The organism is Microvirga vignae (assembly GCF_001017175.1).
Taxonomy (GTDB): Bacteria; Pseudomonadota; Alphaproteobacteria; order Rhizobiales; family Beijerinckiaceae; genus Microvirga; species Microvirga vignae.
Genome location: NZ_LCYG01000101.1, coordinates 1 through 16,158, shown reverse-complemented (window position 1 = coordinate 16,158; position 16,158 = coordinate 1). Strand labels below are relative to the sequence as shown.

Annotated in this window: 11 protein-coding genes and 1 tRNA gene; all 12 read left to right on the top strand. The window is 62.2% G+C overall.

From position 1 onward, the window contains the following. Nucleotides 1–69: 69 nt before the first annotated feature. The 12 genes from AA309_RS27815 to fusA all read left to right on the top strand — a co-directional run bounded on the left by AA309_RS27815 (nt 70) and on the right by fusA (nt 16,090). Nucleotides 70–146 (top strand) — tRNA-Trp (locus tag AA309_RS27815). A gap of 159 nt (nt 147–305) precedes the next feature. Beyond that, complete coding sequence (secE, locus tag AA309_RS27810) at nt 306–506, top strand: preprotein translocase subunit SecE (protein ID WP_047192276.1); 201 nt, start codon at nt 306–308, stop codon at nt 504–506. Between the two features lie 12 nt (nt 507–518). Next, nucleotides 519–1,052 carry a transcription termination/antitermination protein NusG gene (gene nusG / locus AA309_RS27805; RefSeq protein WP_047192275.1) on the top strand — a complete coding sequence of 178 codons (534 nt, stop codon included), beginning with the start codon at nt 519–521 and terminating at the stop codon, nt 1,050–1,052. 168 nt (nt 1,053–1,220) lie between these two features. Then, nucleotides 1,221–1,649 carry a 50S ribosomal protein L11 gene (gene rplK, locus AA309_RS27800; RefSeq protein WP_047192274.1) on the top strand — a complete coding sequence of 143 codons (429 nt, stop codon included), beginning with the start codon at nt 1,221–1,223 and terminating at the stop codon, nt 1,647–1,649. A gap of 10 nt (nt 1,650–1,659) precedes the next feature. Then, the gene (gene rplA, locus AA309_RS27795; protein ID WP_047192273.1) at nt 1,660–2,358 is read left to right on the top strand and encodes a 50S ribosomal protein L1; all 699 of its coding nucleotides are present in this window, start codon (nt 1,660–1,662) and stop codon (nt 2,356–2,358) included. A 550-nt stretch (nt 2,359–2,908) separates the two neighbouring features. Continuing rightward, nucleotides 2,909–3,427 carry a 50S ribosomal protein L10 gene (rplJ, locus tag AA309_RS27790; RefSeq protein ID WP_047192272.1) on the top strand — a complete coding sequence of 173 codons (519 nt, stop codon included), beginning with the start codon at nt 2,909–2,911 and terminating at the stop codon, nt 3,425–3,427. A 51-nt stretch (nt 3,428–3,478) separates the two neighbouring features. Beyond that, nucleotides 3,479–3,853 (top strand): 50S ribosomal protein L7/L12, encoded by a 375-nt coding sequence (rplL, locus tag AA309_RS27785; RefSeq protein ID WP_047192271.1) that lies wholly within the window; start codon nt 3,479–3,481, stop codon nt 3,851–3,853. Between the two features lie 243 nt (nt 3,854–4,096). Beyond that, nucleotides 4,097–8,257, top strand: a complete 4,161-nt coding sequence (gene rpoB / locus AA309_RS27780) for a DNA-directed RNA polymerase subunit beta (protein WP_047192270.1) — start codon at nt 4,097–4,099, stop codon at nt 8,255–8,257. 111 nt (nt 8,258–8,368) lie between these two features. Then, on the top strand, nt 8,369–12,544 hold the full coding sequence (gene rpoC, locus AA309_RS27775; protein WP_047192269.1) for a DNA-directed RNA polymerase subunit beta': 4,176 nt from the start codon (nt 8,369–8,371) through the stop codon (nt 12,542–12,544). Nucleotides 12,545–13,121: 577 nt separating this feature from the next. Continuing rightward, complete coding sequence (rpsL, locus tag AA309_RS27770) at nt 13,122–13,493, top strand: 30S ribosomal protein S12 (protein ID WP_019400023.1); 372 nt, start codon at nt 13,122–13,124, stop codon at nt 13,491–13,493. Nucleotides 13,494–13,525: 32 nt separating this feature from the next. Then, nucleotides 13,526–13,996 (top strand): 30S ribosomal protein S7, encoded by a 471-nt coding sequence (rpsG, locus tag AA309_RS27765; RefSeq protein WP_047192268.1) that lies wholly within the window; start codon nt 13,526–13,528, stop codon nt 13,994–13,996. A gap of 18 nt (nt 13,997–14,014) precedes the next feature. After that, entirely contained in the window at nt 14,015–16,090 is a 2,076-nt protein-coding gene (gene fusA, locus AA309_RS27760) for an elongation factor G (RefSeq protein WP_047192267.1), read from the top strand. Nucleotides 16,091–16,158: the final 68 nt, after the last annotated feature.

Below are 16,158 nucleotides of genomic sequence, written 5' to 3'. Positions count from 1 at the left end.
TCGTCGCCGCCGTGATGGATTAAGACGAAACCGGGTGGCGGTTTATCCGCCACCCGTCGACCCGCTCGCAGGAGTGTAGCTCAATCGGCTAGAGCACCGGTCTCCAAAACCGGGGGTTGGGGGTTCGAGTCCCTCCACTCCTGCCAGCGGGTCGACAAAGCGGACGTTTTCGATTAAGAGGCGTCTCCAAGATGGTTTGAACAGGTGGCGCGAGGCTAAGAACAGCCTCGCGCCCCTTCAATTTGGGCTCAAGCGTGCCCTTAGGGACGTTCGCAGCCTCTCATAAGCCTGTGGACGCAAGCGAAATGGCGAAGACGAACCCGTTCGATTTCATACAGCAGGTCCGCTCGGAAGCCGCGAAGGTGACCTGGCCGACGCGCAAGGAGACCATGATCACCACCGCCATGGTGTTTGTGATGGTCGTGGTGGCGAGTGTATTCTTTCTGGTCGTCGATCAGGCGATCGGTTGGGGCGTCCGCTCGGTGATCCTTGGGCTTGGCGGTTAAGGGGTGGATGGCATGACGAAGCGTTGGTATATCGTCCACGCCTACTCGAACTTCGAAAACAAGGTGGCTCAGTCGATCAAGGACCAAGCGGCGCAGCGCGGCTTGGAAGACAAGTTCGACGAGGTCATGGTGCCGACCGAGAAGGTTGTCGAGGTGCGCCGCGGCCGTAAGGTCGACACCGAGCGTAAGTTCTTCCCGGGCTACGTCCTGGTGAAGTGCGACCTGACCGACGAGGTCTACCACCTCATCAAGAACACACCGAAGGTGACCGGCTTCCTGGGCGCCGACAAGGCCAAGCCGGTTCCGATTCCGGACCGCGAGGCCGAGCGTATCAAAGGTCAGGTGGCCGAAGGCGTCGAACACCCCAAGCCGTCCGTCAGCTTCGAGGTCGGCGAGCAGGTGCGCGTCTCCGATGGTCCGTTTGCGTCCTTCAACGGTGTCGTCGAGGAAGTCGACCATGCCCGCGCCCGCCTCAAGGTGGCGGTGTCCATCTTCGGCCGCGCGACGCCGGTCGAGCTCGAATACGGTCAGGTCGAAAAGATCTGATCCGGTTAAGGCCGGCGCCTCAAAGGTGCCGCCTTTCGGCTCTCTTGAGAGCCTTCATCCGCGGGAGGTCTGCCCGGTCGCCAGCCGGGGACAAGGGGCTGTACCGCGATCTGCAACTACCACTTGGTTCGGTTGGCTCCGGGCAGGTGGTCCATTGGGAGCAGTCCTATGGCAAAGAAAATTTCGGGCTATGTGAAGCTGCAAGTGCCCGCCGGCGCGGCCAACCCGTCGCCGCCGATTGGTCCTGCGCTGGGTCAGCGCGGTCTGAACATCATGGAATTCTGCAAGGCCTTCAACGCGAAGACCGCGCAGATGGAGAAGGGTACCCCGATTCCGGTGATCATCACCGCCTATCAGGATCGTTCCTTCACCTTCGAGATGAAGCAGCCCCCGGTCTCGTACTTCCTCAAGAAGGCCGCGAAGATCGACAAGGGTTCGCAGACTCCCGGTAAGGGCGGCACCGTCGGCCGCGTCACCCGCGACCAGATCCGCGAGATCGCCGAGAAGAAGATGGCCGATCTCAACTGCGACACCGTTGAATCCGCTATGGCCATGATCGAGGGCTCCGCGCGCTCGATGGGCATGGAAGTGGCGTAAGGAGGGCACGATGGCTAAGGAAGGTAAGCGCATCAGCGCCGCCCGCGAGGGCATCGATGCCAACAAGCTGTATCCGCTTCAGGATGCGGTGAAGCTGATCAAGGAACGCGCCAAGGCGAAGTTCGACGAGACTATCGAGATCTCGATGAACCTGGGCGTCGATCCCCGTCACGCCGACCAGATGGTCCGTGGCGTCTGCAACCTGCCGAACGGCTCCGGCCGTACGGTGCGCGTTGCCGTGTTCGCCCGTGGTCCCAAGGCCGATGAGGCCAAGGCGGCCGGTGCTGACGTGGTGGGCGCCGAGGACCTCTTCGAGACCGTCAACGGCGGCACGATCGACTTCGATCGCTGCATTGCCACGCCGGACATGATGGGCCTCGTCGGCCGTCTCGGTAAGGTGCTCGGCCCGCGTGGCCTGATGCCGAATCCGCGCGTCGGCACGGTCACCATGGACGTCAAGGGCGCTGTCGAGGCTGCCAAGGGCGGCGCCGTCGAGTTCCGCGTCGAGAAGGCTGGTATCGTACATGCTGGTATCGGCAAGGCCTCCTTCGAGGAGGGCAAGCTCGTGGAGAACATCAAGGCTTTCGCCGACGCTGTCTCCAAGGCGAAGCCTACGGGCGCCAAGGGCACCTACATCCAGCGCATCGCCGTTTCCTCGACGATGGGCCCGGGCGTGAAGGTCGACCCCTCGTCGGTCCTCAACGGCTAACCGTCCGTTCGAATCGAATATGAGAAGCCCGGCGACCTTCGCCGGGCTTTTTCGTTCAGCCTCGATAATCTGGGCTGAAATGGGCAGGGTTTTGATACACTTTTACGTAAATAAAGCGCCAAAAACCCACTAATGCCTCTTGGCATGCGGTCTAAGAAGGCTTATTAGAACGCGTTGAGTTTCCAACATATGCCGAGGCTGCGCTTTTGCGCGTGCTTCTGGCTGCGAATCCACTCCGGAGACGGAGTGGTGACAAGCCGGCGGGTCAAAGGGCAACCTTTGGCGCGTTCCGGCTATGTCCTGTCCGAGACTGCAGGCGCCGGCTTGTCCGGCTTAATTCGTGAGGGCCTGCATAGACGGGGAAGCCGAGTTTCATGCCTGTTCAACGCAGGCAGCGAGTATCGGTTCGAACCATCTCACCCTTTGCGCCGCCAGGCGTGACAGGGGGACAGGGCTTGCGAGAGCGCCGTTCGGGTGCCTCAGGTGCAAGCCTGGGCCTTGAACGGCAGGTGCAACCGGCGGACATATTCCGCCAACCGGAGAGAGCCCAGTGGATAGAGCAGCAAAAAGCGAGCTCGTCTCGACTCTCGGCGGCGTGTTTAGCAACACGAGCGTCGTCGTCGTGGCCCACTATGCTGGCCTGACGGTCGCTGACATGCAGAAGCTGCGCACGCAGATGAAGCAGGCCGGCGCCACCGTGAAGGTCGCGAAGAACCGCCTCGCCAAGATCGCTCTCGAAGGCACGGACGTCGCGTCCATCTCGGGCCTTATGAAAGGTCCGACCCTGATCGCTTACTCGAGCGATCCGGTCGCGGCTCCAAAGGTCGCTGTCGATTTCGCCAAAGGTAACGACAAGCTCGTTATCCTCGGTGGCGCGATGGGCACGACCGCTCTGAACGTGGACGGTGTCAAGGCTCTTGCCACCCTTCCGTCCCTCGATGAACTGCGCGCCAAGCTGGTCGGCCTCGTTCAGGCCCCGGCCACGAAGATCGCTCAGCTCAGCACGGCGCCGGCGGCAAAGCTCGCCCGTGTGTTCGGAGCCTATGCCAAGACAGGCGAAGCGGCGTGAGGCCGTACCCTCAATCACTAACCCGTTCGAACCGAACTTAAGGATCCAAAAATGGCTGATCTTGCCAAGCTCGTTGACGATCTGTCGTCGCTGACCGTTCTCGAGGCCGCTGAGCTCTCGAAGATGCTCGAAGAGAAGTGGGGCGTTTCCGCTGCCGCTGCCGTGGCCGTTGCTGCTGCTCCTGGCGCTGCTGCTGCCGCTCCGGTTGAAGAGAAGACCGAGTTCACGGTCGTTCTCGCCTCGGCTGGCGACAAGAAGATCGAGGTCATCAAGGAAGTCCGTGGCATCACGGGCCTGGGCCTCAAGGAAGCTAAGGACCTCGTCGAAGGCGCGCCGAAGCCTGTTAAGGAAGGCGCTTCCAAGGACGAAGCCGAGAAGATCAAGGCGACCCTCGAGAAGGTCGGCGCCAAGGTCGAGCTTAAGTAATTTTGCGGCCTCCGGGCTGCAGGGTTACCCCCGAGAAATCGGGGCTCAAAAACACACGGTCCCAAGCAGTTTTGCTTGGGGCCGTTGTGTCGTCAAAGACGCAGGGCTTCTGCGGCGGCACCGAGAAGGGCTCGCAACGAGCCCGGATTTGTTCGGAAAAACCGGCGCTTTCCGCCGGGCGGCTAATCCAGGGTCCCGATCCCCGGGGTTCTCGATTAGGCGTGTATGAGGAACGAGGTCCAGATGGCCAATACACTGATCGGCCGGAAGCGCATTCGCAAGTTCTTCGGGAAAATCAAGGAAGTGGCGGAGATGCCGAACCTCATCGAGGTTCAGAAGGCATCCTACGACCAGTTCCTGATGGTCGAAGAGCCAAAGGGCGGCCGGCCGGAAGAGGGCTTGCAAGCCGTCTTCAAATCGGTTTTTCCGATTTCGGACTTTTCGAACACGGCTCTGCTCGAATTCGTGAAATACACGTTCGAGCCTCCGAAATATGACGTTGACGAGTGCCGGCAGCGCGGCATGACCTTTGCCGCTCCGCTGAAGGTGACGCTGCGTCTCATCGTGTTCGATGTGGACCCGGACACCGGCGCCCGCTCCGTGAAGGACATCAAGGAGCAGGACGTCTACATGGGCGACATGCCGCTCATGACCGACAACGGCACCTTCATCGTCAACGGCACCGAGCGCGTCATCGTCTCGCAGATGCACCGTTCGCCGGGCGTGTTCTTCGACCACGACAAGGGCAAGACGCACTCCTCCGGCAAGCTGCTGTTTGCTGCTCGCATCATCCCGTATCGCGGTTCCTGGCTCGACATCGAGTTCGACGCCAAGGACATCGTCTACGCCCGTATCGACCGTAAGCGTAAGATCCCGGTCACGTCGCTGCTCTACGCACTGGGTCTCGACGGCGAGGAGATCCTCAACACCTTCTTCAACCGCATCGTCTACACCAAGACGAAGGATGGCTGGACCATTCCTTACGACGCGGAGCGCATGAAGGGCTTCAAGGCTTCGGTCGACCTCGTCGACGCGAAGACCGGCGAAGTCGTGCTCGAGGCCGGCAAGAAGCTGACTGCTCGGGCTGCCCGCCAGCTCGCTGAGAAGGGCCTCAAGAACCTGCGCGTCACCGATGAGGATCTCGTTGGTCAGTACATCGCCGAGGACCTCGTCAATCCGCAGACGGGCGAGATCTACGCCGAAGCCGGCGACGAGCTCGAGATGACGGTTGACGCGAAGACCGGCGATCGCAAGGGCAACCTGGTTGAGCTGATCAACTTGGGCTACACCGAGATTCCGGTTCTCGACATCGACCACGTCACCGTTGGTCCTTACATCCGCAACACGCTGGCCGTCGACAAGGCTTCCTCCCGCGAGGACGCTCTGTTCGACATCTACCGCGTCATGCGTCCGGGCGAGCCGCCGATCCTCGAGACGGCAGAAGCCATGTTCAACTCGCTGTTCTTCGACGCCGAGCGCTATGACCTTTCGGCGGTCGGCCGCGTGAAGATGAACATGCGCCTCGACCTCGATGCCGAGGACACCGTGCGCACGCTCCGCCGCGAGGACATTCTCGCGGTGACGAAGGCGCTCGTGGACCTGCGCGACGGCAAGGGCGAGATCGACGACATCGACCACCTCGGCAACCGCCGTGTGCGTTCGGTCGGCGAGCTCATGGAGAACCAGTACCGCCTCGGCCTGCTGCGCATGGAGCGCGCGATCAAGGAGCGCATGTCGTCCGTCGATATCGACACCGTCATGCCGCAGGACCTGATCAACGCGAAGCCTGCCGCTGCTGCCGTGCGCGAGTTCTTCGGCTCCTCGCAGCTCTCGCAGTTCATGGACCAGACGAACCCGCTCTCCGAGGTCACGCACAAGCGTCGTCTCTCGGCGCTGGGCCCGGGTGGTCTGACCCGCGAGCGTGCCGGCTTCGAGGTGCGCGACGTGCACCCGACGCACTACGGCCGTATCTGCCCGATCGAGACGCCGGAAGGCCCGAACATTGGTCTGATCAACTCGCTGGCCACCTTCGCTCGCGTCAACAAGTATGGCTTCATCGAGACGCCGTTCCGCCGCGTGCGCGACAGCCGCGTCACGGACGAGGTCGTGTATCTCTCCGCGATGGAAGAGGCGAAGTACAACATCGCCCAGGCGAACTCGCCGCTGGATGCCAAGGGCACGCTCACCGAAGAGCTGGTGATCTGCCGCCGCGCCGGTGAAAACATCGTGGTTGCGCCCGATCGCGTGGACCTGATGGAGGTGTCGCCGAAGCAGCTCGTGTCGGTCGCTGCCGCGCTCATCCCGTTCCTTGAGAACGACGACGCGAACCGCGCTCTCATGGGCTCGAACATGCAGCGTCAGGCCGTGCCTCTGGTTCAGGCGGACGCTCCGTTCGTCGGCACCGGCATGGAAGCGGTCGTGGCCCGTGACTCGGGCGCTGCTATTGCGGCTCGCCGCACCGGCATCGTAGACCAGGTGGACGCGACCCGTATCGTTATCCGCGCAACGGAGAACACCGATCCGACCCGTCCGGGCGTCGACATCTACCGCCTGCAGAAGTTCCAGCGCTCCAACCAGTCGACCTGCATCACGCAAAAGCCGCTGGTCCGCGCCGGCGACATGGTCCGCAAGGGCGACATCATCGCCGACGGTCCGTCGACGGAGTACGGCGAGCTCGCGCTCGGCCGCAACGTGCTCGTCGCGTTCATGCCGTGGAACGGCTACAACTTCGAAGACTCGATCCTCCTCTCCGAGCGTATCGTGAAGGAGGACGTGTTCACCTCGATTCATATCGAGGAGTTCGAAGTGATGGCCCGCGACACGAAGCTTGGTCCTGAGGAAATCACGCGCGACATTCCGAACGTGTCGGAAGAGGCACTGAAGAACCTCGACGAGGCCGGCATCGTGTATATCGGTGCCGAGGTCCATGCCGGCGACATCCTCGTCGGCAAGATCACGCCGAAGGGCGAAAGCCCGATGACGCCGGAAGAGAAGCTCCTGCGCGCCATCTTCGGTGAGAAGGCTTCCGACGTTCGCGACACCTCGCTGCGCGTGCCTCCGGGCGTGACCGGCACCATCGTCGAAGTCCGTGTCTTCAACCGTCACGGCGTCGACAAGGACGAGCGTGCCCAGGCTATCGAGCGCGAGGAAATCGAGCGTCTCGCCAAGGACCGCGACGACGAGCAGGCGATCCTGGACCGCAACACCTATGCGCGTCTGGCTGAGATCCTGAACGGCAGGAAGGGCGTGGCCGGGCCGAAAGGCTACAAGAAGGACACGGCGATCACCCGCGAACTCCTCAGCGAGTATCCGCGGTCGCAGTGGTGGCAGTTCGCGGTCGAAGACGATGCTCTGATGACCGAGATCGAGGCCATGCAGAAGCAGTACGACGAGTCGAAGAAGCGCCTTGAGCAGCGCTTCCTCGACAAGGTCGAGAAGCTGCAGCGCGGCGACGAACTTCCGCCCGGCGTCATGAAGATGGTCAAGGTCTTCGTGGCTGTGAAGCGCAAGATCCAGCCTGGCGACAAGATGGCCGGCCGTCACGGCAACAAGGGTGTCGTGTCGCGCATCGTTCCGATCGAGGACATGCCGTTCCTCGAGGACGGTACCCATGCGGATATCGTGCTCAATCCGCTCGGCGTGCCGAGCCGCATGAACGTGGGTCAGATCCTCGAGACGCACCTTGGCTGGGCTGCTGCCGGTCTCGGCAAGCAGGTCGCTCAGGCGGTCGATGCCTACATGAAGTCCGGCAAGTCCAAGAGCCTGCGCGATCAGCTGGTCTCGATCTACGGCAACCTGCCGGAAATCGAGCAGGCGTCCGACGACGAGTTGGTGGAACTCGGCAACAAGCTGCGTCGCGGCGTTCCCTTCGCCACCCCCGTCTTCGACGGTGCGAAGGAGGCGGACATCGAAGCCATGCTCCAGAAGGCCGGCCTCGACCCCTCGGGTCAGGTTACGTTGTATGACGGCAAGACCGGCGAGCCTTTCGATCGCAAGGTCACGGTGGGCTACATCTACATGCTGAAGCTCCACCACCTCGTGGACGACAAGATCCACGCCCGCTCCATCGGCCCCTACAGCCTCGTTACCCAGCAGCCGCTGGGCGGCAAGGCGCAGTTCGGTGGCCAGCGCTTCGGCGAAATGGAGGTCTGGGCGCTCGAGGCTTACGGTGCCGCCTACACCCTTCAGGAAATGCTCACGGTCAAGTCGGACGACGTGGCCGGCCGTACCAAGGTCTACGAAGCCATCGTTCGTGGCGACGACACCTTCGAGTCGGGCATTCCGGAGAGCTTCAACGTTCTCGTGAAGGAAATGCGTTCGCTCGGCCTGAACGTCGAACTGACCAACTCCAAGAAGGCTGCCAACGAGGCGGAGCAACTGCCTCCGTCCGAGGCCGCCGAGTAAGGTGCGAAAGCGCTTTCGAATTTGAGGTTAGGCCGCGGCATTTGAGCCGCGGCCCCATGCAATTGCCGGTGAGGGTGCTTATGTGAGCGCCCTTCAGCCCAGGAGACGGCGATGAATCAAGAGGTCATGAATCTCTTCAACCAGACGGCCCAGCCGCAGAGCTTCGATCAGATCAAGATCTCGATCGCGAGCCCTGAGAAGATTCTGTCCTGGTCCTACGGCGAAATCAAAAAGCCCGAGACCATCAACTACCGCACGTTCAAGCCCGAGCGCGACGGCTTGTTCTGCGCGCGCATCTTCGGCCCGATCAAGGATTACGAGTGCTTGTGCGGCAAGTACAAGCGCATGAAGTACAAGGGCGTGATCTGCGAGAAGTGCGGCGTCGAAGTCACGCTCGCCCGCGTCCGCCGCGACCGCATGGGTCACATCGAGCTCGCGGCTCCCGTCGCGCACATCTGGTTCCTCAAGTCTCTCCCGAGCCGCATCGGTCTGTTGCTCGACATGACCCTGAAGGACCTGGAGCGCATCCTCTATTTCGAATCCTACATCGTCGTCGATGCCGGCCTGACGCCCCTCAAGGACCGTCAGCTGCTGACCGAGGAAGAGTACATCCGCGCCCAGGACGAGTACGGCGAGGATAGCTTCACCGCCATGATCGGCGCGGAAGCCATCCGCCGCATCCTGCAGGAGCTCGACCTCGAGAAGACCGCCCAGGACATCCGTGAGGAAATCGCGGTCACCACGTCGGAGCTGAAGCCGAAGAAGCTCATGAAGCGCCTCAAGATCATCGAGGCGTTCATCCAGTCGGGCAACAAGCCCGAGTGGATGATCATGACCGTCGTTCCGGTGATCCCGCCGGACCTGCGTCCGCTCGTGCCGCTCGACGGCGGCCGCTTCGCGACCTCGGACCTGAACGACCTGTATCGCCGCGTCATCAACCGCAACAACCGCCTGAAGCGGCTCATGGAGCTGCGCGCTCCGGACATCATCGTCCGCAACGAGAAGCGCATGCTGCAGGAGGCGGTCGACGCCCTGTTCGACAACGGCCGCCGCGGCCGCGTCATCACCGGCGCCAACAAGCGTCCGCTGAAGTCGCTCGCCGATATGCTGAAGGGCAAGCAGGGCCGCTTCCGTCAGAACCTTCTCGGCAAGCGCGTCGACTACTCGGGCCGTTCGGTCATCGTGGTGGGGCCGGAGCTCAAGCTGCATCAGTGCGGCCTGCCGAAGAAGATGGCTCTCGAGCTCTTCAAGCCGTTCATCTACGCCAAGCTCGACGCGCGCGGTCTGTCCGCCACCGTCAAGCAGGCCAAGAAGCTCGTCGAGAAGGAGAAGCCCGAGGTCTGGGATATCCTGGACGAGGTCATCCGCGAGCATCCGGTGCTGCTCAACCGCGCTCCGACGCTTCACCGCCTCGGCATCCAGGCCTTCGAGCCCACCCTGATCGAGGGCAAGGCGATCCAGCTGCACCCGCTCGTCTGTGCCGCGTTCAACGCGGACTTCGACGGCGACCAGATGGCCGTCCACGTGCCGCTCTCGCTCGAGGCTCAGCTCGAAGCCCGCGTGCTGATGATGTCCACCAACAACATCCTGCACCCGGCCAACGGTCAGCCGATCATCGTGCCGTCGCAGGACATCGTTCTGGGCCTCTACTATCTCTCCATCGTCTCCGACGGTCAGCCCGGCCAGGGGAAGGCCTTCGCCGACATGGGCGAGATCGAGCACGCCCTCAACGAGAAGGTCATCACGCTCCACTCCAAGATCCGCTATCGCTGGGAAGGCGTGGGTGAGGACGGCAAGCCCTACACCAAGATCGTCGACACGACCCCCGGTCGCGTCATGCTCTCGCGTCTGCTGCCGAAGCATCCGGCTCTGTCCTTCGACGTCGTGAACAAGCTCATGACGAAGAAGGAAATCTCCAACATGATCGATGCCGTGTACCGGCACTGCGGTCAGAAGGAGTCGGTCATCTTCTGCGATCGCATCATGGGCCTGGGCTTCTACAATGCGTTCCGCGCCGGCATCTCGTTCGGCAAGGACGACATGGTGATCCCGGAGAACAAGTGGCAGATCGTCGAGGAGACCCGCGCCCTCGCGAAGGACTACGAGCAGCAGTACCAGGACGGCCTCATCACCCAGGGTGAGAAGTACAACAAGGTCGTCGACGCCTGGGCGAAGTGCTCGGATCGTCTCGCCGCCGAGATGATGAATCGCATCTCGACCGTCCAGAAGGACGACCAGGGCCGCGACAAGCCGGTCAACTCGATCTACATGATGTCCCACTCGGGCGCTCGTGGTTCGCCGGCTCAGATGAAGCAGCTCGCCGCCATGCGTGGCCTCATGGCCAAGCCGTCGGGCGAGATCATCGAGACGCCGATCATCTCGAACTTCAAGGAAGGCCTGGACGTTCTCGAGTACTTCAACTCGACCCACGGTGCCCGTAAGGGTCTGGCCGACACCGCGCTCAAGACCGCGAACTCGGGCTACCTGACCCGCCGTCTCGTGGACGTGGCGCAGGATGCGGTCATCCGTGAGACGGATTGCGGCACCGAGAGGGGCATCAAGATGCGCGCCATCATCGATGCCGGCCAAGTGGTCGCGTCGCTGGCCTCCCGCATTCTGGGCCGCTCCACGGCCGAGGATCTGGTCGCTCAGGATGGCACCGTGATCGTTCCGAAGGGCACGATGATCGAGGAGCATCACCTTGAAGCCATCGGCGCTGCCGGTATCCAGGAAGTGAAGATCCGTTCAGTGCTCGTCTGCGAGTCCAAGAACGGCGTCTGCGCCACCTGCTACGGTCGCGACCTGGCCCGCGGTACACCGGTCAACCACGGGGAGGCTGTCGGCGTGATCGCCGCTCAGTCCATCGGCGAGCCGGGCACCCAGCTCACGATGCGTACCTTCCACATCGGGGGCGCGGCTCAGATCGCCGACTCGTCCTTCATCGAGTCGAGCTTCGAGGGCACGATCGGCTTCCGCAACAAGAACATTGCGCGCAACTCCGACGGCGATCTCGTCGTCATGGGCCGCAACGTGGCTGTTGTGATCACCGGTCCGGACGGCACCGAGCGTGCGGTTCACCGCCTGCAGTACGGTTCGCGTCTGAAGGTGGACGAGGGCGATACGATCAGGCGCGGCCAGCGCATCGCGGAGTGGGATCCCTACTCCCGCCCGATCCTGACCGAGGTCGAGGGCACGGTCGGTTACGAGGACCTCGTGGACGGCGCGTCGATGATCGAGTCCATGGACGAGTCCACCGGCATCGCCAAGCGCGTGGTCATCGACTGGCGCGGTTCGGCCCGTACGGCCGACCTCCGTCCGGCCGTGATCATCGAGGGCAAGGGAGGCAAGGTTGCCAAGCTCGCCCGCGGCGGTGACGCCCGTTACCTCCTGCCCGTGGACGCGATCCTCGCGGTCGATCCCGGCTCGAAGGTGAAGGCTGGTGACGTTCTGGCCCGTGTCTCGACCGAGAGCGCCAAGACCCGCGACATTACGGGCGGTCTGCCGCGCGTGGCGGAGCTGTTCGAGGCTCGCCGTCCGAAGGATGCGGCCATCATTGCGGAGAAGTCCGGTACGATTCAGTTCGGCCGCGACTATAAGAGCAAGCGTCGCCTGACGCTGAACCCGCACGATGGTTCGGAACCGGTGGAGTACCTGATCCCGAAGGGCAAGCACATCCACCTGCAGGACGGCGACGTAGTCGAAATCGGCGACTTCATCGTGGACGGCAACCCGGCCCCGCACGACATCCTTGCGATCAAGGGCGTCGAGGAGCTGGCAGCCTACCTCGTGAACGAGATCCAGGAGGTCTATCGTCTCCAGGGCGTGCTCATCAACGACAAGCACATTGAGGTGATCGTTCGCCAGATGCTGCAGAAGGTTGAGATCACCGAAGGTGGCGACAGCGAGTTCCTCGCTGGCGAGCAAGTCGACCGTCTCGAGTTCGAGGAGGCCAACGAGCGTCTCGTGTCCGAGAAGAAGAAGCCCGCCGAAGGCGTGCCGGTTCTGCTCGGTATCACCAAGGCCTCGCTGCAGACCCGCTCCTTCATCTCGGCGGCGTCGTTCCAGGAGACCACCCGCGTCCTCACCGAGGCGGCGGTCAACGGCAAGGTCGATACCCTCGAGGGCCTCAAGGAGAACGTCATCGTCGGCAGCCTCATTCCGGCTGGCACGGGTGCGTTGACGGCTCAGATCAAGGCCGTGGCATCCCACCGGGACGAGCTGATCCTTCAGCAGAAGCGCTCCGAGTCGCAGGCTCAGGTCAACGAACTGCCCCCGGCAGCCGAATAAGCCGACTGGGCTTTACTGAGGTTGGAGAGGCCGCCTTCGGGCGGCCTTTTCGTTTTCGAGGACAAGGGCAGGAAGCTTGAGTGCAGAACGACCAAGTCGGCCCTTAACGGGACTTTGGAAAGGCTGCCCAGCACAAGGACACGAAAAAATGCCCATCATGCTCTTGCGGAGGCAGCAGGAACCCCCAAATAGGGACCGAACCCGGCACCAAGGCCCTCAGGGGCAGAACCTTTCCGCTTGGTTAGTGGAAATCTGTTGACTTTCCCCGACTCGGGCGCTAGAGAGACCGGACTTTCCGGCTGGCCGTAGGTTTTCGCCAGTTGAAGCGCCTAGCTTCGACCGATGCCACCTAAACGCTGCCGAACTCAACCTTGACTGACAAATGTCAGATTTAGGGCACGACCGCGGTGCCAGATCATCGTGGTCCTCTGCAATCGCACCGCGCCAAGGGCTTTTCCGAGCCAATGGCGTGGCTTCGTTTTGTGCAACCCTATGGGCCCGCAGGAACGATGGTGCGGCGTTAAACCGTTTGAGACACACAAAGGCCACTTCGGTGGCTGGTGAAAGAGGGCACAGGATGCCAACGATCTCTCAGCTGATCCGCAAGCCGCGGACGGCGCAAAAGAGCCGGAATAAGGTTCCCGCGCTTGAGGCCTGCCCGCAGAAGCGCGGCGTGTGCACGCGCGTTTACACCACGACCCCGAAGAAGCCGAACTCGGCTCTCCGTAAGGTCGCAAAGGTTCGTCTGACCAATGGCTTCGAAGTCATCGGTTACATCCCGGGCGAGGGCCACAACCTTCAAGAGCACTCCGTGGTCATGATCCGCGGCGGCCGTGTGAAGGACCTTCCGGGTGTTCGCTACCACGTTCTCCGCGGTGTCCTCGACACCCAGGGCGTGAAGAATCGTAAGCAGCGTCGTTCGAAGTACGGCGCGAAGCGGCCGAAGTAAGCCGTCAACATCAATTAGGTCGGAGCTCGCTCATGTCCCGCCGCCATAGCGCCGAAAAGCGTGAGATCATCCCGGATCCGAAGTTCGGTGATGTCGTCGTCACGAAGTTCATGAACTCCATCATGTACGACGGCAAGAAGTCCGCCGCCGAGCGTATCGTTTACGGTGCGTTCGACGTCGTTGAAAGCCGTGCCAAGGTCAACCCGCTCGAGGTCTTCAAGCAGGCCCTCGACAATGTCGCCCCGGCGATCGAGGTTCGTTCCCGCCGTGTCGGTGGTGCAACGTACCAGGTTCCGGTCGAGGTCCGCGCCGAGCGCCGTCAGGCCCTCGCGATCCGCTGGATCATCCAGGCTGCCCGTGGCCGCAACGACAAGACCATGGTCGAGCGTCTCTCCGCTGAGCTGCTCGATGCCTCGAACAACCGCGGCAATGCCGTGAAGAAGCGCGAAGACACCCACCGTATGGCTGAAGCCAACCGTGCGTTCTCGCACTACCGCTGGTAACGGTAAGGAGCTTAAGCGATGCCCCGCTCGCACGCGATTGAGGACTACCGTAATTTCGGCATCATGGCTCACATCGATGCCGGCAAGACGACGACGACTGAGCGCATCCTGTACTACACCGGTAAGTCCCACAAGATCGGTGAAGTGCACGAGGGTGCCGCTACTATGGACTGGATGGAGCAGGAGCAGGAGCGTGGCATCACGATCACGTCCGCTGCGACCACCTGCTTCTGGAACGGCAAGCGTCTGAACATCATCGACACCCCCGGCCACGTCGACTTCACCATTGAGGTGGAGCGTTCGCTGCGCGTCCTCGACGGCGCTGTCTGCGTGCTCGACGGCAACCAGGGCGTTGAGCCTCAGACCGAAACCGTTTGGCGCCAAGCCGACAAGTACGACGTTCCGCGTATCGTGTTCGTCAACAAGATGGACAAGACCGGCGCGAACTTCTTCAAGTGCGTGGCCGACATCATCGACCGCGTGGCCGGCAAGCCGGTCTGCCTCCAGCTCCCGATCGGCGCTGAGAGCGACTTCAAGGGCGTGATCGACCTGATCAAGATGAAGGCCATCGTTTGGTCCGGTGAAGCTCTGGGCGCTGCCTTCAGCGAGCAGGAAATCCCGGCTGACCTGGTCGACCAGGCTCAGGAATATCGCGGCAAGCTCATCGAGGCTGCGGTCGAGATGGACGACGACGCCATGGTGGCCTACCTGGACGGCCAGGAGCCGGACGAGGCGACCCTGCGCCGCCTGATCCGCACCGCCGTGCAGCGTCGCGCCTTCCACCCGGTGCTCTGCGGTTCCGCGTTCAAGAACAAGGGCGTTCAGCCGCTCCTCGATGCCGTTGTCGACTTCCTGCCGTCTCCTGTTGATCGCGGCGAGATCAAGGGCATCGACTTCAAGACCGAGGAAGAGACGGTTCGCAGGCCTACCGACGAAGAGCCGTTCTCCATGCTCGCCTTCAAGATCATGGACGATCCCTTCGTGGGCACGATCACCTTCTGTCGCGTGTACTCGGGCAAGGTCGACGCTGGCGCTTCGATCCTGAACTCGACCCGCGACAAGAAGGAGCGGGTCGGCCGCATGCTCCTCATGCATGCGAACAACCGCGAAGACATCAAGGAAGCCTTTGCCGGCGACATCGTCGCTCTGGCTGGCCTCAAGGAAGTCCGGACCGGCGACACGCTCTGCGATCCCATCAAGGCCGTGATCCTCGAAAAGATGGAGTTCCCTGAGCCCGTCATCGAGATCGCCATCGAGCCGAAGTCGAAGGCCGATCAGGAGAAGTTGGGTCTGGCTCTCGCCAAGCTCGCTGCTGAGGACCCGTCCTTCCGCGTCTCCACCGACAGCGAGTCAGGTCAGACGATCCTGAAGGGCATGGGCGAACTGCACCTCGACATTAAGGTCGACATTCTCCGTCGTACCTACAAGGTCGATGCCAACATCGGTGCTCCGCAGGTGGCCTATCGTGAGACGATCACGAAGAAGACCGAAGTGGACTACACCCACAAGAAGCAGACTGGCGGTACGGGTCAGTTCGCTCGTGTGAAGCTGGTCGTTCAGCCGAACGAGCCGGGTGCTGGCTTCTCGTTCGAGTCGAAGATCGTCGGTGGTGCCGTTCCGAAGGAATACATCCCGGGCGTCGAAAAGGGCCTGCAGTCGGTTGTGGGTGCTGGTGTTATCGCCGGCTTCCCGGTAGTCGACCTCAAGGTCGAGCTCATCGACGGCGCTTTCCACGAAGTCGACTCGTCGGCCCTGGCCTTCGAAATCGCTTCTCGCGCTGCTCTCCGTGAAGCTCTCCAGAAGGGCTCCTCGGTCCTGCTCGAGCCGGTAATGAAGGTCGAGGTTGTGACCCCTGAGGACTACACGGGTTCGGTCATCGGCGACCTGAACTCCCGTCGTGGTCAGATCCAGGGTCAGGACATGCGCGGCAATGCCGTGGTCATCAATGCGATGGTCCCGCTCGCCAACATGTTCGGCTACGTGAACACCCTGCGCTCCATGAGCCAGGGCCGGGCCAACTACACCATGCAGTTCGACCACTACGAACAGGTGCCGTCGAACGTGGCTGCCGAGGTTCAGGCGAAGTACGCCTGAACCCACTAAAGCGAATATTGGAATATCAAAGGAACGGGTGCCACGATGGCGAAGGAAAAGTTTGAGCG

What these genes read in the sequence shown, in the direction of transcription:
- rpoC (WP_047192269.1), top strand. Translation starts at nt 8,369, where the DNA reads ATGAATCAAGAGGTCATGAATCTCTTCAACCAGACGGCCCAGCCGCAG.
- nusG (WP_047192275.1), top strand. Translation starts at nt 519, where the DNA reads ATGACGAAGCGTTGGTATATCGTCCACGCCTACTCGAACTTCGAAAAC.
- secE (WP_047192276.1), top strand. Translation starts at nt 306, where the DNA reads ATGGCGAAGACGAACCCGTTCGATTTCATACAGCAGGTCCGCTCGGAA.
- fusA (WP_047192267.1), top strand. Translation starts at nt 14,015, where the DNA reads ATGCCCCGCTCGCACGCGATTGAGGACTACCGTAATTTCGGCATCATG.
- rpsG (WP_047192268.1), top strand. Translation starts at nt 13,526, where the DNA reads ATGTCCCGCCGCCATAGCGCCGAAAAGCGTGAGATCATCCCGGATCCG.
- rpoB (WP_047192270.1), top strand. Translation starts at nt 4,097, where the DNA reads ATGGCCAATACACTGATCGGCCGGAAGCGCATTCGCAAGTTCTTCGGG.
- rplK (WP_047192274.1), top strand. Translation starts at nt 1,221, where the DNA reads ATGGCAAAGAAAATTTCGGGCTATGTGAAGCTGCAAGTGCCCGCCGGC.
- rpsL (WP_019400023.1), top strand. Translation starts at nt 13,122, where the DNA reads ATGCCAACGATCTCTCAGCTGATCCGCAAGCCGCGGACGGCGCAAAAG.
- rplL (WP_047192271.1), top strand. Translation starts at nt 3,479, where the DNA reads ATGGCTGATCTTGCCAAGCTCGTTGACGATCTGTCGTCGCTGACCGTT.
- rplA (WP_047192273.1), top strand. Translation starts at nt 1,660, where the DNA reads ATGGCTAAGGAAGGTAAGCGCATCAGCGCCGCCCGCGAGGGCATCGAT.